The sequence below is a fragment of the Mycobacterium interjectum genome (assembly GCF_900078675.2).
Taxonomy (GTDB): domain Bacteria; phylum Actinomycetota; class Actinomycetes; order Mycobacteriales; family Mycobacteriaceae; genus Mycobacterium; species Mycobacterium interjectum.
The window spans coordinates 317,045-336,951 of the sequence record NZ_LT546236.1 but is presented as its reverse complement, the minus strand read 5'-3'; the positions used below and the strand labels follow the sequence as shown (position 1 = coordinate 336,951).

Here is a 19,907-nt window from a genome sequence, read left to right as displayed (position 1 = left end):
GTGTTGTAAACGTGACAGTCGTAGACCAGAGTTCCCTAAGTGACTGGAGTGCCGTCGGCGCATTCCGAGACAGGGAGGCTGGCATGAAGGCACTGGCGGAAACTCAGCGATGGATCTGGCTGTTTCGTCACCAGCCCCTGACCATTCGCCTTCTGGCCGGTGCCGCCGGCCTCCTCACGGTGGCCGCGGCGTTTGCGGCGCCGGCCGAGGCGGACCCGGCGACCGATGACGCCTTCATCGACGCGCTGAACCACGCGGGCATCGACTTCGGCGAGCCGGGCAACGCGATGTCCGTGGGCGAGTCGATCTGCCCGATGCTCGCCCAGCCTGGCGGGAACTTCGCCGCGGCCGCGGCGAGCGTCACCAACCGAGGCCTGTCACCGGGGATGGCCAAGATGTTCACCACCATCGCCATTCAGATGTACTGCCCGCAGGAGATGGCCAACATCGCCAGCGGCAACCCGACCGCGGGCTTGCCGGGCCTGCCGGGGCTTTCCGGCGGCCTGCCCGGCGGCATCCCCGGCATCCACCAAATCCCCGGAATGCCCGGCGCCTAGTTGGAGTGGTGGCGACCCGCCCCTAGCGCGTCCCCAACGGGTCGATGGTCGAGGCGATATAGACCATCGCCGCCGCGACAGTCGCGGTCGTGATGAAGTCGGTTCCCTTGCCGCGGACGACCAACAGGCCGGCCCGGTCCTCGGACAGCACCAACCGCAGGACCGCCGCCACGCCCACCCCGATGCCGATCAGCAGGGCACCGCGACGCCAGAAGTTGGCCCCCGCCAACACAAATGCCGCGGCGAAGATCACGCCGACCAACAGGATCGGCCATTGGGCCCGCAGGGTCGCGCGCACCTGTTATTGCCGTCCCTCGGCCAATTCGACGACGTTGGTCAGCAGGAACGCGCGGGTGAGCGGGCCGACGCCGCCGGGATTCGGTGACACGTGGCCGGCCACCTCCCACACGTCGGGATGCACATCGCCGACGAGGCCGTTCTCGGTGCGGCTGACTCCCACGTCGACGACCGCGGCGCCGGGACGCACCATCTCAGCGGTCAGCAGGTGCGGAACCCCGACGGCGGCCACGACGATGTCGGCCTGCCGGGTCAGCTCGGGCAGGTCGCGAGTTCCGGTGTGGCACAAGGTGACCGTGGCGTTCTCCGACCGGCGGGTCATCAGTAGCCCCAGCGGCCGGCCGACCGTCACACCGCGGCCAATGATGACCACGTGCGCCCCGGCGATCTCGACGTCATAGCGCCGCAGCAGGTGCACGATGCCGCGGGCGGTGCAGGGCAGCGGCGCGGGGGTGGACAGCACCAGGCGGCCGAGATTCGTCGGGTGCAGCCCGTCGGCGTCCTTGGCAGGGTCGACGCGCTCGAGTGCGGCGTTCTCGTCGAGGTGCTTGGGCAACGGCAACTGGACGATGTAGCCGGTGCACTCGGGGTTGGCGTTGAGTTCGTCGATGGTCTCGTCGAGCTGGGCGGTGCTGGTGTTGGCGGCCAGGTCGCGGCGGATCGACGTGATGCCGACCTTGGCGCAGTCCGCGTGCTTGCCACGGACATAGGCCTGCGACCCGGGGTCGTCGCCGACCAGGATGGTGCCCAGGCCGGGCGTGCGACCCGATGCCGTCAGGGCGGCGACCCGATGCTTGAGGTCGACGAAGATTTCGTCCCGGGTGGCCTTGCCGTCCAGCGTGATTGCGCCCACGCCTGACAGTGTTCCATGCCGAAGGTTTACGCTCCTCGCATGTCTACCCCTCCAGACGTGTTGTCGCCGGCCAAGCTGGGCCCGATCACGCTGCGCAACCGCACCATCAAATCCGCCACCTTCGAGGCGCGCACGCCCAACGCCCTGGTGAGCGACGACCTCATCGAATACCACCGCCTGCCGGCGGCCGGGGGGGTCGGGATGACGACCGTCGCCTACTGCGCGGTTTCCCCCGGCGGCCGCACGGAGGGCAACGGGATCTGGATGCGCCCGGAGGCGGTGCCCGGGTTCCGGCGGCTCACCGACGCGATCCACGCCGAGGGCGCCGCGGTGAGCGCGCAGATCGGGCACGCCGGACCGGTCGCCAACGCCAAGTCCAACAAGGCCACCGCCCTGGCGCCGGTGCGATTCTTCAATCCGATCGGGATGCGCTTCGCCAAGAAGGCCACCCGCGACGACATCGACGACGTCATCGAAGGGCACGCCAACGCGGTCCGGCTCGCCATCGAGGCCGGCTTCGACGCGGTCGAAATCCATTTGGGCCACAACTATCTGGCGAGCGCGTTCCTGTCTCCGCTCATCAACCGCCGCAACGACGAATTCGGCGGATCGCTGCAGAACCGGGCCAAGGTCGCCCGCGGGATGGTCATGGCCGTGCGGCGCGCGGTGGAAAAGGAGGGCACGCCGATCGCGGTCACCGCGAAGCTCAACATGTCCGACGGGGTGCGCGGCGGCATCAGCACCGACGAATCGCTGATCACCGCCAAGTGGCTGCAGGACGACGGCGGGCTGGACGCGATCGAGCTCACCGCGGGCAGCTCGCTGGTCAACCCGATGTACCTGTTCCGCGGCGACGCGCCGCTCAAAGAATTCGCCGGCGCCTTCAAGCCCCCGCTCAGCTGGGGCATGCGCATGACGGGCAAGAAGTTCCTCCGCGAGTATCCATACCGCGAGGCCTATTTATTGCGCGACGCCAAGCTGTTCCGCGCCGAACTCACCGTGCCGCTGATCCTGCTCGGCGGCATCACCAACCGGGAGACGATGGACCTCGCGATGGCGGAGGGATTCGACTTCGTCGCGATGGGCCGGGCGCTGCTCGCCGAGCCGGACCTGATCAATCGGATCGCGGCTGACGGCGCCGCGCGCAGCGTGCGTTCGGCGTGCACGCACTGCAATCGGTGCATGCCGACGATCTACACCCGCACCCGCTGCGTGGTCACCGGCGCCCCGGACTCGGTCAATCAGCCCACAGGGTGAAAACAGGTGCACCCGCTACAGTTGTGGCGATGAGTGCACCAGCCCCACCAGCGCTGACCGTTCGCCATGACGGGTCGGAGCGCACGTTCGCGCCAGGCCACGACGTGGTAGTCGGGCGCGATCTGCGGGCCGACATGCGCATCACGCACCCGCTGATCTCGCGCGCCCATCTGTTGCTGCGCTTCGACCAGGGCCGGTGGCTGGCAATCGACAACGGCTCCCTCAACGGGACGTTCGTCAACGGCCGGCGGGTGCCGGTGGNACCCGCCGAGCGGCGGCGGACGGCCCCCCGCGTACCCGACCAGCGCGCCGCCGCCACCGAATTTCCAGCCGCACCCGCAGATGTCCGCGCCGGCGGCGCCGCACACGAATTCGCCGCACACCGAGATGTCACCGAACCTCGCCAAGCCGCCGGAGGTCGCCAACCTGGCGACCAAGATGTTCCACGCGCTGATGCCGGGCCGGTCCGGCGCGATGCCGAAGCCCAGCGGCGCGGTCACCATCGGGCGCGCCACCGACAACGACGTCGTCATCCAGGACGTCCTGGCCTCGCGCCATCACGCGTTTTTGACCCAGACCCCGCTGGGCACCGAGATCCGCGACGCGCACAGCGTCAACGGGACCTTCGTCAACGGCGTGCGCGTCGGCTCGGCGGTGCTGACCGAGGGCGACGTGGTCACGATCGGCAACGTCGACCTGGTCTTCACCCGCGACACCCTCATCCGTCGCACCGAGGCCGCGACCCGCACCGGCGGCCTGGAGGTCAACGGGGTCTGCTTCGAGGTCGACCACGGCAAGCAGCTGCTCGACCACATCTCGCTGATCGCCCGCCCCGGGACGCTGACCGCCATCATCGGCGGATCCGGCGCCGGCAAGACCACGCTGTCCCGGCTGATCGCCGGGTACACCAGCCCCACCTCCGGCTCGGTGACCTTCGAGGGCCACAACATTCACACCGAATACGCGTCCATGCGCAGCCGGATCGGGATGGTCCCCCAGGACGACGTCGTGCACCGACAGCTGACCGTCAGCCAGGCTCTGGGCTACGCCGCCGAGCTGCGGCTGCCCCCGGACACCAGCAAGGCCGACCGCGAACAGGTCGTCGCCCAGGTCCTCGAGGAACTCGAGCTGACCAAGCACGCCGACACCCGCGTCGACAAGCTCTCCGGCGGCCAGCGCAAGCGCGCGTCGGTCGCGCTCGAGCTGCTCACCGGGCCGTCGCTGCTGATCCTCGACGAGCCGACCACCGGCCTCGACCCGGCGCTGGACCGTCAGGTGATGATGATGCTGCGCCAGCTCGCCGACGCGGGCCGCGTGGTGCTGGTGGTCACCCACTCGGTGGCCTACCTGGACGTCTGCGACCAGCTGCTGCTGGTCGCGCCGGGCGGCAAGACCGCGTTTCTGGGGCCGCCCAGCCAGATCGGCGCGGCCATGGGCACCACCAACTGGGCCGACATCTTCGCGAAGGTGGGCGCCGATCCCGACGAGGCCAACCGCCGCTTCCTCGCCGAGAACAGGCAGCCCGAGATGCAGGCCCCGTCCGAGGCCAGCCCGGGCGACTTGGGCGAACCGGTGCACACCGACGTCGTGCGCCAGTTCTCCACGGTGGCGCGCCGCCAGGTGCGCCTGGTCATCTCCGACCGCGGCTACACGGTGTTCCTGGCGCTGTTGCCGTTCCTCATCGGTGTGCTCACCCTGACCGTTCGCGGCAAGACCGGGTACGGCATGGGAGACCCGACGAGCAACTCGCCCAATCAGCCCGACCAGATCCTGGTCATGCTCACCGTCGGCGCCGTGTTCATGGGCACCGCGCTGACCATTCGCGACCTCGTCGGCGAGCGTCCCATCTTCAAACGCGAGCAGGCCGTCGGCCTGTCGACCGCGTCATACCTGGCCGCCAAGGTCGTCGTGTTCAGCGCGTTCGCCGTCATGCAGGCGGGCATCGCGACCGTGATCTCGGTGATCGGCTGGGGCCAGCCGATCGCCAACGCCGTGATGCTGGGCAACGTCAGCTTCGAGCTGTTCGTCGACGTGGCACTGACCTGCGTGGCCTCCGCGCTGCTGGGGATGGCGCTGTCGGCGATCGCCAAGTCCCAGGACCAGATCATGCCCCTGCTGGTGGTCGCCATCATGTCGCAGCTGGTGTTCTGCGGCGGGTTGATCTGGGTGACCAACCGGCCCGTGCTCGATCAGCTGTCCTGGCTCACGCCGGCCCGGTGGGGCTACGCCTCGGCGGCGTCGACGATCGACACCCACCGCCTGGTCGTGGGCCCGACCGACCCGAAGGACCAGCACTTCGACCACAAGGCGAGCGCCTGGCTGGTCGACATCGGGATGCTCCTGGCGTTGTGCGTGGCGTACAGCACCATCGTGTGGTGGAAGATCCGGCTGAAGGGGCACTCGGGGGCCCGCCGCACTCGCCTGTCGAGGAATCNTCGCCGCGACGGCCGGGCCCACCCCCGCGCGACGAAACGCCACCCACCACCGCCATGCCGATCGTCCCGCCGGCCGCGCCCGCCTACACCGCGCCCCATGGTCCGACTCCGGCGGAGCCTCCGTCGGATCTGAACCCGCCCACCCAGATCGGCGTGAGCGGCGAGATCGCCGAGTTCCCGACCACCAAGGTCAAGGCCCTGGGGTCGGGCAGGCTCGAGGGACCGGTCACCGGCGCCGCCTGGATCGGGCGCTCGCTCGACAATGACGTCGTCGTCCACGACGTGCTGGCCTCGCGCCACCACGCGTTCTTGACCGCGACTCCCGTCGGCACCGAGATCCGCGACGCCCACAGCATCAACGGCACCTTCGTCAACGGCGTCCGGGTGGGATCGGCGGTGCTCGCCGAGGGCGACGTCGTCACGATCGGCAACGTCGACCTGGTGTTCACCGACGGCATCCTGGCGCGCCGCCAGGAGGTGGCGGCGCGGACCGGTGGCCTGGAGGTGCGCGAGGTCAACTTCAGCATCGGCGAGAAGAACCTGCTGGAACGCGTGTCGCTGACCGCCAGGCCGGGGACCCTGACCGCGATCATCGGCGGGTCCGGCGCCGGCAAGACCACGCTGTCGCGGCTGATCGCGGGATACGCCACCCCGACCACGGGCTCGGTCACGTTCGAGGGCCACAACATCCACACCGAGTACGGGTCGTTGCGCACCAGGATCGGGATGGTGCCCCAGGACGACGTCGTGCATCGCCAGCTGACGGTCAACCAGGCGCTGGGCTACGCCGCGGAACTGCGGCTGCCACCCGACACCAGCAAGGCCGACCGCGAGCAGGTCGTCGCCCAGGTGCTCGACGAGCTGGGGCTGACCAAGCACGCCGACACCCGCGTCGACAAGCTCTCGGGCGGGCAGCGCAAGCGCGCGTCGGTCGCGCTCGAGTTGCTGACCGGGCCGTCGCTGCTGATCCTCGACGAGCCCACCTCCGGCCTGGACCCGGCGCTGGACCTGCAGGTGATGACCATGCTGCGCCAACTCGCCGACGCCGGCCGCGTGGTGCTGGTGGTCACCCACTCGCTGACCTACCTCGACGTCTGCGACCAGGTGCTGCTGATGGCGCCCGGCGGCAAGACGGCCTACCTGGGCCCGCCCGACCAGATCGGCGGCGCCATGGGCACCGCCAACTGGGCCCAGATTTTCGCGAAGGTGGGCGCCGACCCCGACGAGGCGAACCGCCGCTTTCTGGCGCAGAACAAGCCCCCGCCACCGGTGGAGTCGGCGCCGGCCGACCTGGGCGCCCCGGCGCACACCAGCGTGCGCCACCAGTTCTCCACGATCGCCCGGCGCCAGGTCCGGCTGGTCGTCTCCGACCGCGCCTACTTCGTCTTCCTGGCGCTGCTCCCGTTCGTCCTGGGCGCGCTGTCGCTGACCGTTCCCGGCAACACCGGGTTCGGCATCGCCCAACCGACCAGCGGGACGCCCGACGAATCCGCTCAGATCCTGACCCTGACGTCGGTCGCCGCCGTCTTCATGGGCACCGCGCTGACGATCCGCGACCTGATCGGCGAGCGGGCCATCTTCCGGCGCGAACAGGCGGTGGGCCTGTCGACGGGCGCCTACCTCGCCGCGAAGCTCACGGTGTTCTGCGTGTTCGCGATCGTGCAGGCCGCCATCGTGACGGCCATCGTGCTGGTGGGCAAGGGGGCGCCGACCCAGCCCGCGGTACTGCTCGGCTCCTCCAAATTCGCGGCGAGCTTCGAGCTGTTCGTGACCATCGCCGCGACGTGCGTGGCCGCCGCGGTCCTCGGGTTGGTGCTGTCGTCGCTCGCGCGCTCCAGCGAGCAGATCATGCCGCTGCTGGTGGTGTCGCTGATGCTGCAGCTGGTGCTCGCCGGCGGCATGGTCCCGGTGACCGGCCGGATCTTCCTCGACCAGCTGTCCTGGCTGCTGCCGTCCCGCTGGGGCTATGCGGCGTCGGCGTCCACCGTCAACCTGCGGCTGCTGGTGCCCGGCTCGCTGGTGCAGCAGGACAGCCACTGGGCACACACCCCCGGCGCCTGGCTGCTGGACATGGGCATGCTCGCCGCGCTGTCGGCGTGCTATGCCGCGATCGTGCGCTGGCGCATCCGGCTCAACCGCTAATCCGTTGTGTCCAGGCGCAACCCGTGCGCGATCGCGAAGGCCATCGCCTGGCCGACGTCGTCGGGAAAGTCCGTGCCGGTGAACTCGCGGTCGACCCAGTGCTGCAACGCCGGATCAGCTCGCGGCCAGGGTTTCCAGGGCGTACTCGCTGACGGCGATGAGCGCGTCGGTGGCCGACCGGCGATCGCGGGCGTCGACCGTGATCACAGGGATGTGCCGGGGCAGCGTCAGCGCCTCGCGCACCGCCTCGACGGGATAGCGTGGGGCGCCGTCGAATTCGTTGACCGCGATCAAGAACGGCAGGTTGCGGTGCTCGAAGAAGTCGACCGCGGCGAAGCTGTCCTGCAGGCGCCGGCAGTCCACCAGGACGATCGCGCCGATCGCGCCGCGCACCAGGTCGTCCCACATGAACCAGAACCGGCGCTGCCCCGGGGTGCCGAACAGGTAGAGCACCAGCTCCTCGTCCAGGGTGATCCGGCCGAAGTCCATCGCGACCGTGGTGGTCCTTTTGTCCGGGGTGGCCTCCAGCGCGTCGACGCCGGTCGACGCGTCGGTCAGCATCGCCTCGGTGCGCAACGGCATGATTTCCGAGACCGCCCCGACGAACGTGGTCTTGCCGACACCGAACCCGCCCGCGACGACGATCTTCGTCGAAGCGTGCGCTCCGCGGTCAGAGTGCTCGAAGACCACGCAGTGTCCTTCCTATGAGTTCGTGGCGCTCGTCGGTGGTAGAGCGCTCGGTCAGCGTCCTATGCACCCGAAGGTAGCCGGACAGCACGAGATCGCCGACCAGGACGCGCGCGACACCGACCGGCAAATCCAGCCGGGCCGAGATTTCCGCGACCGACGGGCTTTGAACGCACAGTTGAATGATTTTGCCTCTCGTGTCGTCGGGTGGCCACCGGTGGGCCAGGCCGGCCTGCAGCGTCTGGATCGGCGCCTCCAGCGGAAGGTCGACGTCGGTGTCGGTCCGGCCCGACGTCAGGGTGTACGGACGGACCAGGTTCGCCTCACGGGAGGCTGGCCACGGCTCGCGTCTGTCCATGGCTCACGAGTGCTGCGGCGCGGACCGGCGACTGGACTGGACCACGCCGCCCACCCGTTCGACGAGGATGGCCATCTCGTAGCCGATCTGGCCGATGTCGCAGGACGTCACGGCCAGCGTGGCCAGATGCGAGCCGTCGCCGACCCGCATTAGCAGCAGGTAGCCGTTGGCCATCTCGACCACCGACTGCAGCACCTNGGCGCCCGCCTCGTTGGCCGCCGGGCCCCGCAGCCCCACCCGGATGCCGTGCCGGGCGGCGATGCGGCCCACCACGAAAAGGCCCATGTGGCGGGCGTTGTCGGGGGTGACGTCGCCGCCGGCATGCAGCCGCATGTTGGCCATGCGCCGGTCGGCGTCGTTCATCCCCAGTCCCGAGTCGGAGATCCGCAGCATGACGCCGCCGTCCCCGCCGCGCGTCGCCGACACCCGGACGGTCGTCGTCGGCGGCGAGTAGCGCAGGGCGTTGTCGATCAGCTCGGCGAACAGGTGAATGGCGCCGCCCGCCGCCGCGCCGATCAGCAGGCAGTCGGGCAGGCCGGTCAGCTCGACGCGCCGGTAGTCCTCGACCTCGGACACCGCGGCGTTGATCACCGTCGTCAGCGGAACCGGCTCACGCTGGTCGCGCGCCAGCTGCGCGCCCGCCAGCACCAGCAGGTTGGCGCTGTTGCGGCGCAGCCGCGCCGCGAGGTGGTCCAGCCGGAACAGGTTGTCGAGGCGCTCGGGATCCTCCTCGTTGCGCTCCAGCCGGTCGATCAGCGTCAGCTGCTGGTCGACCAGCGAACGGCTGCGCCGCGACATTGTCTCGAACATGTCGTTGACCAGCAATCGCAACCGCGCCTCGTCGCCGGCCAGCAGCAGGGCCTGCGTGTGCAGTTCGTCGACGGCGTGGGCGACCTGGCCGATCTCCTCGGTGGTGTACACCGGCAGCGGTTGCGGGATGGGTTCGGCGCCGCCGGCCTTGACGCGGGCCACTTCGTCCTCGAGATCGCGGTGGGCGACCTTGAGCGCCCCGTCGCGCAGGACGCGCAGCGGCCGCACCAGCGCGCGCGCCACCAGCAACACGACCAGAAGCGCGATCACGATCGCCGCCAGCACCAGCACGGTGTCGGTGATCGCGGAGGTGCGCCGATCGGTGGCCTCGGCCTGCACCGACTTGGTCACCGACGCGGTGGCGTCGGTGACCACCTGTTCGGCGATCCCGTCGGTGGTCTGGATCGAGCGCAGCAGCTCGGGGTTGTCGACGAGCACGCTGGCCGGATCCGACATGATCGCCATCCGGGTGACCATCTGCTGCTGCAGCGTCTTGGCTTCGGGCGACCCGGCGCCCAGCACCTCGCTCATGCCGAACAGCGTCGACGGTTCGGTGCCGGCCAGGGTCATCATCGAGGTCCGCAGCTGCGGCTCGGGCAGGTCGGACCCGCGCGTGGCCAGGATCTCCTGCATCGTCATCTGCCCGCGGGCGCCGACGGCCCGGCTCAGGCCCTGCGCCTCGGCGCGGATCCGCTCGTTGCCGACGCGCACCGACGCGTTGATCACGTCCTCGGCGGTCAGCAGGAGCGGGGCGTAGGTGGTCACCCGGTCCCGCAAACCGATGCTGTTGTCGGCCACCTTGTCCAGCAGCCCCTGACCGCCGTTGAGCAGCGTGCTCACCCCCGAGCGGACGTCGGGGGTGACGTCGGTGTCCGCCAGCCGCTGCTGCAGCTCGTGCTTGCGCGCCTCGTAGTTTTTCCTGGCGCCGTCGACGTCGCGTCCGGTGGAGCTCGCCAGCAGCGCGACATCCAGCGCCGACATGTACTTGGTGATCGCCGGCAGCACGTCGGCGCGCGCGGCGGCCAGCTTCAGGCCGCCGGCGTTGGCCATCGCGTCCCTGATCCGCAACCCGCCGAACGCCGTCGCCAAAATCAGGGGTACCAGCACGATCGCCAGGACCTTGTAGCGAACGGGCCAGTTGCTCAGCGACCAGGTCGGCGGGCGTTTGGCCCGCGCCGCGCCGGCGGTGCGGGCGTCGTCGAACTCGGGGGTGGCCGCCTCGGCCGCGTGGGCCGGGCGGGTGAACATGGTCACGTGCTTGCGGCCGTGCGGCCGGCCGCTGCGCCGATCGTCGGCGCTCGGTGAAACGAGAGGCTCATGAGACTTCCTGCATTATTCGCCTGCCACGCGCAGCGGGACGCGAGAGATAAACGCCTGGCAATCCGACGAGTATGACAGCCCACGGCCGAGGTCTCCACAATTCCTACTGAGTAGGCAGAGCCCTCCAAGGTGCGCCGGTGCACGGGGACGCAAGTCTGGCAAACAAATTGGCTTTGTGATGCTCCGCAGATGTTCAGGCTGCTGTTCGTCAACCCGCATATCAAACTCACCGGAACATTCTGATGAGAGGGTTGCAACGTGAACATGGGAGTGTGGATTACCGCCGCGCTGGCGGTCTCGGGCACGGAGTTGGACTCGTCGTTGACTCCTACAGACACGCGTGTGGCATACACGCTTGCCGATGGCCGGCATGAGGTAGGACCGTTCACCGGACCGGGGTGCTACGAGGAGTATCACTGCGACGATTGCGGGTGCCTGCTCGCGCTGGCACCGAGCAGTTCTCGCGCGCGGTCGAGGAGCCGATAGACGCTGGGTTCCGCGAAGACACGATCTCGTGTGGAGATGAGGCTGCGGGACTTCACCTGTCCAGCTCCAAGCTGTTCGACGACGCAGACCAGGACATAGCGTCGGAGATCGGCAAGGCGCTGGCGAACCAGATTGCCGAAACGTACGACGCCGCGTTTACCGCGAACACTACGGTCGAGGGCTACTCAGGCCTGCTGAGCAAGGCGTCCACCACGGTTGACGCCGGGGCCGCTACTTTGTCCAACTTGGACAAGTTCGTGTCTGCGCGATTCGCCGCGGAAGCCCACGGTGCCAAGCTGACTCACTGGCTGCTGGACCCGACCGTGGCCGAGGATCTGTCGAATCTCAAGAAGCTGGCCAGCGGCTCTAACGAGGCGCTGCTGCAATTCGTGGAGGACGGGATCACCATTGCGGGCCTGCCCGTGCTGACGTCGACCCACGTCGACAGCGCTACGCCGGCCTGGGGTATCGACAAGACCCAACAGCGGTTCGTTGTTCGCAACGGCACCAAGGTGGAGCGCTTCCCGAGCGTTACCAACGACGGGCAGTGGGTCCGGGGCATCATGCGGGCCGGTTGGGACACCCTGAACCCCGCTGGGATCGTGCGGATTTGGGATGCCACCCCGTGATCTGACCCCCATGGGTACGACTTCATAACGCCTTGAGGGAAAGGCCCGCAGGCGCCCACTTCCGGGCTTTCCTGGCTGCACCTACAAAAGAACTCGACCAACGAGGCTAAATGAGAGATCAGGGGAAGTAAGTCACCAAATCTTGCACTAGACTCGTCACGGCAGGGACGTCGACCGAGAAGGAAAATTGGGGAGCCCCCCCATCCGAGCTGTATACGGAGCCTGACTCCCTGATGCCAAAAGCGGTTGCGCTTACCGATGCCATGCCTCCGTACATATCGGCTGCCGACATCCCCTGGAAAGAGCCGACCTGCACGCTGAACGGCCCGGCCCCGATATCAAATACTCCTGTCACGTCTTGCTGGATTCCGTCGGCGCCCCACGGCCCGACTACGTCGCTGGTTATGGCGATGCTCGGACCTAATCCATTCCAGCCAGAAAGAGGTCCGCCGGTGCTGCCGATGCCGAACAGAGTATTTGCATAAGCCTCTAGATTATCGACACTCGAATTTATATACGAGGAGACACCCGTAAAGGGGTTCTGTCCATTCAGTAACGATGTAATAATCTTTTGAAGGCCCAGTTGACCTACCGCGTGTCCAAGTACGTCCGGGGTATAGTGTCCAATAATTCCGCCAGTAATAGCACCACCTAGAATGCCGAGCGGCCCACCTGGTATTCCAAGTTCAGCACCAGTTTCAATGCCAAGCCACGTGGTTTCACCACCAACCAATTTTTCAATAACCCAAGTCCCCACACGATCGGAAATCTCCCCTCCGAACCAATTATTAAAGTCCTGAAGGGTCTTGCCCGACGTAAGGTCGTTCCATAGCTGTGAGTCAATCTTGTATAAGTCCCAGTTGAGCTTTAATTTGTCAAGTAACGAAAACGAGGACGCAGCGGCTGCCTCGGTGCCGTTGTAGGTGCTTCCGGCCGCGCCCAGCAACTTCGCAAACTGACTGTGAAACGCCGCCGCCTCGGCCTGGGCGGCTTGAAACTGCTGGCCGTAGCTAGAAAACAACGATGCGGCCGTTACCGACACCTCGTCCCTGGCAGCGGCCACGACCGAAGTGGTCGAGGTCGCGGCTGCACGATGGGCCTCGGTGAGCGTCGAACCGATGCTGGACAGGTCGGATGCCGCCGACGAAAAAGACTCCGGAGCGACTACGAGGTAAGACATTGCCGTCCTCCAGCCCTCTACCCCCGAGCGGAAGCACTTTATCTCTGTTGCGCGCTTTGCGTCGAGTGTTTGAAGCGAATGTGCCGTCCAGGCGCGGACTTGTTACGACGTTTGAGATTCATGCGTGCAATCGCCGCTATGCGCGGGTGGGCGGCGCGGCAATCGACCAGGCACCTGTTGGTGTGGACCTCGGGGCGAGCCTGGCAGCGACCGGCCGGAGGCAACGCTGCCTGCCGCCGCGCTCCCGCCTCCCAGGCGTTGGCCCTGCCCTCTAGGGCAGCAGGGCGCAGGGCCTCGAGCACACAGGCACAGGCATTGGGGTACAGGGCATCCCACCCCCGCCGGGGGTTGGGGTGGTGGCCTGCCCGTAGGTGGGGCAGGACCCCAGGGGGTTGCCCTCCCCTGCGCGGGTTAGACAGGTAGGTAATGCGCCTGCCCGACCCGCTGAGGTGCAAAAAGCTCATTTTTTCGCAAACCCGCAGATCAACCACCAAATCGACCTCCAGGAAGGGGGTGTAAGTGGCACCGAACTGTATCGGCTCCGGGATCGCTCGGGACAGGCTTCCCAGACCTGACCGAGGCGTAGTACCGCGCGGGGGTTAGAACCCCCTCCGCGGTCAACTCACGGGCGATCCAGGTTAGTGGCTTGCCGTCGATCACGTCCTCGGCTATGCGCCCTACAACGGGTTTAGCCAGCCGGTCGACCTCCAAGGCCCACCCCAGGCTCGGGTCCTCGTGCTGGACGGCCAGGTAACCGTACGGGGGCTTACCTCCGGGCCACCGTACGGATTGCCTGAGCTTGGAGAGCGACGACCGTTGTTGTTCGCGGGTCGCCTCTAGCTCCCCTCGGCCAGCCCAGCGATTACCCCCGCGAGCATCCGGCCCGCCCACGAGCTGAGGTGGATTGACTCCGAGCACGAGACGAGAGTCTTACCGTGCTCCCCGCACCACCCAGAGAGCTTGTTCAACTGGATTGCGTTGCGACCGAGTCGGTCCAATTTCCAGGCGCAGATGATGTCCGATTCCGGGGCTCGCCAACCCAACCACACGCGAGCTGTGGAGCGTCGAACGGGTCGATAGACCCGATACGTCGACATCCTCGGCCCAGCCGAAGACCTCGTGGCCTCCCGAATCGGCCCATGTTGGATCGTCTCCCGCTGGCGCTCAACCGAGGTAGATTCATCGGCTGACGTCGAAAGACGCAATCTTCCCAGTACACGCATACGGGCATGGTTACCGTGTGTTGTGTTCAAGCTGTTGTTCGTCACTCCGCGCATCGCGCCCAACACCGGCAACGCCATTCGGACGGCGGCCGCGACCGGCGCCGAGCTGCATCTGGTCGAGCCGCTGGGCTTCGACCTGTCCGAACCCAAGCTGCGGCGGGCCGGCCTGGACTATCACGACCTCGCGTCGGTCACGGTGCACCCGTCGCTGCCCGCCGCCTGGGAGGCGCTGGCGCCGGCGCGGGTGGTCGCGTTCACCGCCCACGCGACGACGGGGTTCGCCGATGTCGGCTACCGGGCCGGCGATGTGCTGATGTTCGGCCCCGAGCCCGACGGATTGGACGCGGCGACCCTGGCCGACGCGCGCATCACCGCCCAGGTGCGCATCCCGATGCTGGCGGGCCGGCGCTCGCTGAACCTGTCCAACGCCGCCGCGATCGCCGTCTACGAGGCCTGGCGCCAGCACGGGTACGCCGGGTCGGTCTAGCGCCTACCAGGTGTTCCAGTGCGTGAGCTGCTCGGCGGGCAGCCGCTTGGCCGGCCGGAAGTCGGTGCCCTTGGTGTAGGCGATCGGGAACAGCCCGCCCTGGCTGTATTGCTCGTAGGGAATGCCGAGCACGTCGGCGGCCTGCTTCTCGCCGTCGCGCAGCAGGTGCAGCGTCGTCCAGCAGGAGCCCAGCCCCCGCGAGCGCAGCGCCAGGCAGAAGCTCCACACCGCCGGGAACAGCGACGCCCAGAACGACACGCCGCCCAGCGGCGTCTTGTCCTCGCGGCCCTCGATGCAGGGAATCATCAGCACGGGCGCCTCGTGCATGTGCTCGGCGAGGTAGGTGGCGGAGTCGCGCACCTTGCCCATCCGCTCGCCGCGGGTGTCGCCCTCGTCGTATTGCGCGCCGGGCGCGCTGAGGTAGCCGCGCGCGTTGGACAGGTAGATGTCGCCGAGCGCCTTCTTCTTGTCGGCGTCCTCGACGAACACCCATTGCCAGCCCTGCGAATTCGAACCCGTCGGCGCCTGCAGCGCCAGGTTCAGGCATTCCATCAGGACTTCGCGACCCACCGGCTTGTCGAAGTCCAGGCGCTTGCGGACCGAGCGGGTGGTGGTGAGGACTTCGTCGACGGACAGGTTGAGGATCATGTGTGGAGACTACCGTTGGCTTCATGACAGTCGAACTGACGCAAGAGGTTTCCAGCAGGCTGAAGTCGGACAACTTCGGGTGGCTGACCACGGTTGCCAAATCCGGACAACCGGTGCCCCGGCTGGTCTGGTTCTACTACGACGGCACCGGGCTGACGGTGTACTCCATGCCGCAGGCCGCCAAGGTCGCCCACATCAAGGCACACCCGCAAGTCAGCCTGAACCTGGATTCGGACGGTAACGGCGGCGGCATCGTCGCCATCGGCGGCACCGCCACGGTCGACGCCACCGACGTGAATTGCGCAGACGACGAGGCGTACTGGGCGAAGTACGGCGAGCTCGCCAAGGAGTTGGAGTCGGCCGAGGGGATTTCGATGGCGGCGTTCAGCACCCGGTTGGTGATCACCCCGACGAAAGTGTGGACCACGCCCACGAGCTAGGTCCCTTCCCCGCGAAGGTGCGTGTCGGTACGGCGACACGCCGTGCGGGCTGACATTCTGCGCACGCTCGCGCGAAGGGGGTCAAGGGGGTCAAGGGGGTCCGGGGGGTCAGGGGGGTCAGCGGAAGTCGCGCGACTTCGAACCCACCGCGAGCCTGATGCTGCCCAGCCGCTCGGCCACGACGGTCACGGCGCCGGTCGCGTTTTGCACCTGGCCGCGCACCAGCAGCGCCGGCGCCGTGTTCGCCAGTTTGCGGTGCCGCGTCCACACCCCCGGCGTGCAGAGGACGTTGACCATCCCGGTCTCGTCCTCGAGGTTGAGAAACGTCACCCCCTGGGCCGTCCCGGGCCGCTGCCGGTGGGTCACCGCGCCGGCGATCAGCACGCGGTCGCCGTCGGGCACGGATCCCAGCGCGTCGGCGGGCACCACACCGATGGCGTCCAGGTCCTCGCGCAGGAACTGTGTCGGATAGCTGTCCGGGGAGATGCCGGTGGCCCACACGTCGGCGGCGGCCAGCTCCAGCTCGCTCATCCCCGGCAGCGCCGGGATGTGCGCCGACGACCCCACGCCGGGCAACCGGTCCGGACGCTGGGTGGCGGCCGCCCCGGCCGCCCACAACCCCTCGCGCCGGGACATGGAAAAGCAGGCAAAAGCCCCGGCCGTGGCCAGCGCCTCGGTCTGCGGCACGCTCAATTGCAGCCGGGTCGTCAGGTCCAGCAGGGATGCGAAGGGGCCGTTGGCCTTTCGCTCGTCGACTAGCCGCCCGGCGAGTTCGTCGCCGATGTGGCGGACGGCGCCCAGACCGAGCCGCACCTGGGTCCCGGCGTTCTCGAGCGTGGCGTGCGCCAGGCTGGCGTTGACGTCCGGGCCGCGCACCGCCACGCCGTGCCGGCGCGCGTCGGCCACCAGCGACTGCGGCGAATAGAAGCCCATCGGCTGCGCGCGCAGCAGCGCCGCGCAGAACGCCGCGGGGTGGTGCAGCTTGAACCACGACGAGTAGAACACCAGCGACGCGAAGGACAGCGCGTGGCTTTCGGGGAAGCCGAAATTCGCGAAGGCCTCCAGCTTTTCGTAGGTGCGGTCGATCACCTCGTCGGTGGCGCCGTGCAGCGCGCGCATGCCGTCGTAGAACCGGCCGCGCAGCCGTCGCATGCGTTCGGTCGAACGCTTGGAGCCCATGGCCCGGCGCAGCTGGTCGGCCTCGGCGGCGGAAAAGCCGGCGCAGTCGACCGCGAGCTGCATCAGCTGCTCCTGAAAAAGCGGCACCCCCAGCGTCTTTCGCAGCGCGGATTCCATGGACGGGTGATCGTAGACGACCGGGTCGACGCCGTTGCGCCGCCGGATGTAGGGGTGCACCGACCCGCCCTGGATGGGCCCGGGCCGGATCAGCGCGACCTCCACCACCAGGTCGTAGAACACCCGCGGCCGCAGCCTCGGCAGGGTGGCCATCTGCGCGCGGGACTCCACCTGGAACACGCCGACCGAATCGGCGCGGCACAGCATCTCGTAGACCGCCGGCTCGGAGAGGTCGAGGCGGGCGAGGTCCACCCGCAGGCCCTTGTGCTCGGCCACCAGGTCGATGGCGTAGTGCAGCGCGGAGAGCATGCCCAGCCCGAGCAGGTCGAACTTCACCAAACCGATTGCGGCGCAGTCGTCCTTGTCCCATTGCAGCACGCTGCGGTTTTCCATGCGCGCCCACTCCACCGGGCACACGTCGGCGATCGGCCGGTCGCAGACCACCATGCCGCCGGAATGGATGCCCATGTGCCGCGGCAGATTCCGGATCTGGGTGGCCAGATCGATCACCTGCGACGGGATGCCCTCGATATCGGGCGCTGGGTCATTTGAATTGGGGCCAAGCCCGTTCCAGTGGCCGATCTGCTTGCTCCACGCGTCCTGCTGCCCCTGCGAAAAGCCCAGGGCGCGGGCCATGTCGCGCACCGCGATCCGGCCCCGGTAGGTGATGACGTTGGCGACCTGGGCGGCGTAGTCGCGGCCGTACTTGTCGTAGACGTACTGGATCACCTTCTCGCGCTGGTCCGATTCGATGTCCATGTCGATGTCGGGCGGCCCGTCGCGGGCCGGCGACAGGAAGCGCTCGAACAACAGCTCGTTGGCCACCGGGTCGACCGCGGTGACGCCCAGGGCATAGCAGACCGCGGAATTGGCCGCCGATCCCCTGCCCTGACACAGGATGTTGTTCTGACGGCAGAACCGGGCGATGTCGTGCACCACCAGGAAGTAGCCCGGAAACGTCAGCTGCGCGATGACTTTCAACTCGTGCTCGATCTGGGCGTAGGCGCGCGGCGCGGCATCGGCGGGCCCGTAGCGCTCGCGCGCCCCGGCCATCGTCAGCTGCCGCAGCCAGCTGTCCTCGGTGTGCCCGTCGGGCACGTCGAACGGCGGCAGCTGCGGCGCGATGAGCGCCAGCCCGAACGCGCACTGCTCGCCGAGCTCGGCGGCGGCGCTGACCACCTCGGGGCACCACCCGAACAGCCGGGCCATCTCCTCCCCGGACCGCAGGTGCTCACCGCCCAGCGGGGCCAGCCACCCGGCGGCGGAATCCAGCGACTGCCGGGCCCGGATCGCGCCCATCGCCATGGCCAGCCGGCCGCGCGACGGGTGGGCGAAATGCGCCCCCGTGGTCGCGACGACGCCGACGCCGAAGCGCGGCGCGAGGGCGGCCAGCGCGGCGTTGCGTTCGTCGTCGAGCGGGTGACCGTGATGGGTCAGCTCGACGCTGACCCGGTTCGCCCCGAACCGGTCCACCAGGTCGGCCAGCGCCCGCTGCGCAGCCTCCGGCCCTTGCGACAGTGCCTGGCGCACATGGCCTTTGCGGCACCCGGTCAGGATGTGCCAGTGCCCGCCCGCGGCCTCGGTCAGCGCGTCGAAGTCGTAGCGCGGCTTGCCCTTCTCCCCGCCGGCCAGGTGCGCCGCGGCCAGTTGCCGCGACAGCCGCCGGTAGCCTTCCGGACCGCGGGCCAGCACCAGCAGGTGCGGGCCGGGCGGATCCGGCGTCTCGGTGCGGGCGCCCGGCCCCAGCGACAGCTCGGCGCCGAACACGGTGCTCAGGTCGAGTTCGGCGGCGGCTTCGGCGAACCGCACCGCCCCGTACAGGCCGTCGTGGTCGGTGAGCGCCAGGGCGCGCAGGCCCAGCCGGGAAGCCTCCTCGACCATCTCCTCCGGGGTGCTGGCGCCGTCGAGGAAGCTGAACGCCGAATGCGCGTGCAACTCGGCATATGGAACGGAATGCCCAATAGACGAGCGGGCCGGCCGGGTGTCGCCCGGCGGCTGGTAGGTGCCGCGCTTGCGCGACAGCGGGGCGTCCTCCGGGGGCTCCGCCGGCGCGCCGGCGTGGCGCGGCTTGCCGTCGAGCACCCGCTCCATCTCCGCCCAGCTCGGCGGCCCGTTAAACCAGCCCACGTTCCCGAGCCTACTCGAATGTATGTTCGAATGTGAGCGCGCCTGTTAAACGGGTCTAAACACGTTCTTAACGCTGCCGGCCTACCGCCCGGCAGGCGCGGCACAGATACTGGTACGAGGGCGGAAAACTACGGCGGGACTGAGCATGGCGCAAGCGAAGGCACTGGACACGGCTTACCTCAAGGCTCAGGATCCCGAACAGCACGCGAGCCTGGCGATCGGCGCGGTCGCCATTGTCGACGGCCCGGCCCCCGATCCCGACCTGCTGAAAGCGCTTCTGGCGGAACGGCTTCGGCCGATACCGCGCTGCAGACAGTTGCTACGGGCGCAGAACTTCGAGTGGATCGACTGTCCGGAATTCGACGTCGCCGATCATGTGCGCCGGGTGGCGATTCCGCGCCCGGGCGACGACACCCAACTGTCCCAGGCCATCGCATTCGCCCTGGAGCGTCCCCTCGACTTGAACCGCCCGCCGTGGGAGTGCTGGGTCATCGAGGGCCTGACGGGCAACCGGTGGGCGATCCTGATGAAGACCCACCACGACGTCGCCGACGCCGCCCACCTGCTCACCAGGCTCTGCGACGACGCCGGCGCCGGCACCCTCCCCGACGATGTTGGCGCCGCGCAGGTTTCGCCGGAACCGCGGCCCGGCTGGGCCGACGCCCTGGGCCGGGC

General features: G+C 68.5%; 14 protein-coding genes and 4 pseudogenes. 8 read left to right on the top strand and 10 right to left on the bottom strand.

The genetic code is table 11. The features are described 5' to 3' along the window. Nucleotides 1–83: 83 nt before the first annotated feature. Nucleotides 84–557 (top strand): DUF732 domain-containing protein, encoded by a 474-nt coding sequence (locus tag BN4348_RS31425; RefSeq protein ID WP_066907893.1) that lies wholly within the window; start codon nt 84–86, stop codon nt 555–557. Nucleotides 558–579: 22 nt separating this feature from the next. Here BN4348_RS31425 and BN4348_RS31420 read toward each other — a convergent pair whose 3' ends face one another. Together BN4348_RS31420 and BN4348_RS31415 are read right to left on the bottom strand one after the other, a co-directional pair. Then, nucleotides 580–855, bottom strand: a complete 276-nt coding sequence (locus tag BN4348_RS31420; RefSeq protein ID WP_066907890.1) for a DUF3017 domain-containing protein — start codon at nt 853–855, stop codon at nt 580–582. Between the two features lie 3 nt (nt 856–858). Beyond that, nucleotides 859–1,707, bottom strand: coding sequence for a bifunctional methylenetetrahydrofolate dehydrogenase/methenyltetrahydrofolate cyclohydrolase (locus tag BN4348_RS31415; RefSeq protein WP_066907887.1), 849 nt, complete (start codon nt 1,705–1,707; stop codon nt 859–861). A 39-nt stretch (nt 1,708–1,746) separates the two neighbouring features. Here BN4348_RS31415 and BN4348_RS31410 point away from each other — a divergent pair, with 39 nt between their 5' ends. The 3 genes and pseudogenes from BN4348_RS31410 to BN4348_RS31400 form a co-directional block, all read left to right on the top strand. After that, complete coding sequence (locus BN4348_RS31410; RefSeq protein ID WP_066907884.1) at nt 1,747–2,964, top strand: NADH:flavin oxidoreductase; 1,218 nt, start codon at nt 1,747–1,749, stop codon at nt 2,962–2,964. 29 nt (nt 2,965–2,993) lie between these two features. Beyond that, nucleotides 2,994–5,364: pseudogene (locus tag BN4348_RS31405) on the top strand (ATP-binding cassette domain-containing protein); the annotation flags it as partial. Further along, nucleotides 5,364–7,541: pseudogene (locus BN4348_RS31400) on the top strand (ATP-binding cassette domain-containing protein); the annotation flags it as partial. The pseudogenes BN4348_RS31405 and BN4348_RS31400, both read left to right, overlap by 1 nt. A 114-nt stretch (nt 7,542–7,655) precedes the next feature. Here the strand turns inward: BN4348_RS31400 and BN4348_RS31395 are convergent. The 4 genes and pseudogenes from BN4348_RS31395 to BN4348_RS31385 form a co-directional block, all read right to left on the bottom strand. After that, nucleotides 7,656–8,231 carry a GTP-binding protein gene (locus BN4348_RS31395; protein ID WP_066907878.1) on the bottom strand — a complete coding sequence of 192 codons (576 nt, stop codon included), beginning with the start codon at nt 8,229–8,231 and terminating at the stop codon, nt 7,656–7,658. Beyond that, nucleotides 8,212–8,586 (bottom strand): DUF742 domain-containing protein, encoded by a 375-nt coding sequence (locus BN4348_RS31390; RefSeq protein WP_066907875.1) that lies wholly within the window; start codon nt 8,584–8,586, stop codon nt 8,212–8,214. Before BN4348_RS31390 ends, BN4348_RS31395 begins: the two co-directional genes overlap by 20 nt. A gap of 3 nt (nt 8,587–8,589) precedes the next feature. Then, nucleotides 8,590–8,790: pseudogene (locus tag BN4348_RS60290) on the bottom strand (serine protease inhibitor); the annotation flags it as partial. Further along, nucleotides 8,767–10,644, bottom strand: a pseudogene (locus BN4348_RS31385) (sensor histidine kinase); the annotation flags it as partial. The pseudogenes BN4348_RS60290 and BN4348_RS31385, both read right to left, overlap by 24 nt. A 503-nt stretch (nt 10,645–11,147) precedes the next feature. Between BN4348_RS31385 and BN4348_RS31380 the strand changes: the two are divergent. Further along, on the top strand, nt 11,148–11,831 hold the full coding sequence (locus BN4348_RS31380; RefSeq protein WP_066907872.1) for a phage major capsid protein: 684 nt from the start codon (nt 11,148–11,150) through the stop codon (nt 11,829–11,831). Nucleotides 11,832–11,949: 118 nt separating this feature from the next. Here the strand turns inward: BN4348_RS31380 and BN4348_RS31375 are convergent, their stop codons facing one another. Together BN4348_RS31375 and BN4348_RS62630 are read right to left on the bottom strand one after the other, a co-directional pair. After that, a complete protein-coding gene (locus tag BN4348_RS31375; RefSeq protein ID WP_084453885.1) occupies nt 11,950–13,011 on the bottom strand; it encodes a PE family protein in 1,062 nt (353 codons plus the stop codon). Nucleotides 13,012–13,847: 836 nt separating this feature from the next. Next, on the bottom strand, nt 13,848–14,234 hold the full coding sequence (locus BN4348_RS62630) for a recombinase family protein (protein ID WP_160040262.1): 387 nt from the start codon (nt 14,232–14,234) through the stop codon (nt 13,848–13,850). A 22-nt stretch (nt 14,235–14,256) separates the two neighbouring features. Between BN4348_RS62630 and BN4348_RS31365 the strand changes: the two genes are divergently transcribed. Next, nucleotides 14,257–14,721 carry a tRNA (cytidine(34)-2'-O)-methyltransferase gene (locus BN4348_RS31365; protein WP_066907863.1) on the top strand — a complete coding sequence of 155 codons (465 nt, stop codon included), beginning with the start codon at nt 14,257–14,259 and terminating at the stop codon, nt 14,719–14,721. Between the two features lie 3 nt (nt 14,722–14,724). Here BN4348_RS31365 and BN4348_RS31360 read toward each other — a convergent pair whose 3' ends face one another. Continuing rightward, nucleotides 14,725–15,369: a nitroreductase family protein gene (locus tag BN4348_RS31360; RefSeq protein ID WP_066907860.1), complete on the bottom strand. Its 645-nt coding sequence runs from the start codon at nt 15,367–15,369 to the stop codon at nt 14,725–14,727. Between the two features lie 23 nt (nt 15,370–15,392). Here BN4348_RS31360 and BN4348_RS31355 point away from each other — a divergent pair, with 23 nt between their 5' ends. Next, nucleotides 15,393–15,809 carry a TIGR03667 family PPOX class F420-dependent oxidoreductase gene (locus BN4348_RS31355; protein WP_066907943.1) on the top strand — a complete coding sequence of 139 codons (417 nt, stop codon included), beginning with the start codon at nt 15,393–15,395 and terminating at the stop codon, nt 15,807–15,809. Nucleotides 15,810–15,926: 117 nt separating this feature from the next. Here the strand turns inward: BN4348_RS31355 and BN4348_RS31350 are convergent, their stop codons facing one another. Continuing rightward, nucleotides 15,927–19,232 (bottom strand): error-prone DNA polymerase, encoded by a 3,306-nt coding sequence (locus tag BN4348_RS31350; RefSeq protein ID WP_066907857.1) that lies wholly within the window; start codon nt 19,230–19,232, stop codon nt 15,927–15,929. 145 nt (nt 19,233–19,377) lie between these two features. Here BN4348_RS31350 and BN4348_RS31345 point away from each other — a divergent pair. Next, the coding region (locus BN4348_RS31345; RefSeq protein ID WP_328588983.1) for a wax ester/triacylglycerol synthase domain-containing protein at nt 19,378–19,907 on the top strand (530 nt) is incomplete at its 3' end.

Coding starts and splice junctions, on each gene's coding strand:
- BN4348_RS31425 (WP_066907893.1), top strand. CDS start 84: ATGAAGGCACTGGCGGAAACTCAGCGATGGATCTGGCTGTTTCGTCAC.
- BN4348_RS31410 (WP_066907884.1), top strand. CDS start 1,747: ATGTCTACCCCTCCAGACGTGTTGTCGCCGGCCAAGCTGGGCCCGATC.
- BN4348_RS31390 (WP_066907875.1), bottom strand. CDS start 8,586: ATGGACAGACGCGAGCCGTGGCCAGCCTCCCGTGAGGCGAACCTGGTC.
- BN4348_RS31375 (WP_084453885.1), bottom strand. CDS start 13,011: ATGTCTTACCTCGTAGTCGCTCCGGAGTCTTTTTCGTCGGCGGCATCC.
- BN4348_RS62630 (WP_160040262.1), bottom strand. CDS start 14,234: ATGCGTGTACTGGGAAGATTGCGTCTTTCGACGTCAGCCGATGAATCT.
- BN4348_RS31360 (WP_066907860.1), bottom strand. CDS start 15,369: ATGATCCTCAACCTGTCCGTCGACGAAGTCCTCACCACCACCCGCTCG.
- BN4348_RS31355 (WP_066907943.1), top strand. CDS start 15,393: ATGACAGTCGAACTGACGCAAGAGGTTTCCAGCAGGCTGAAGTCGGAC.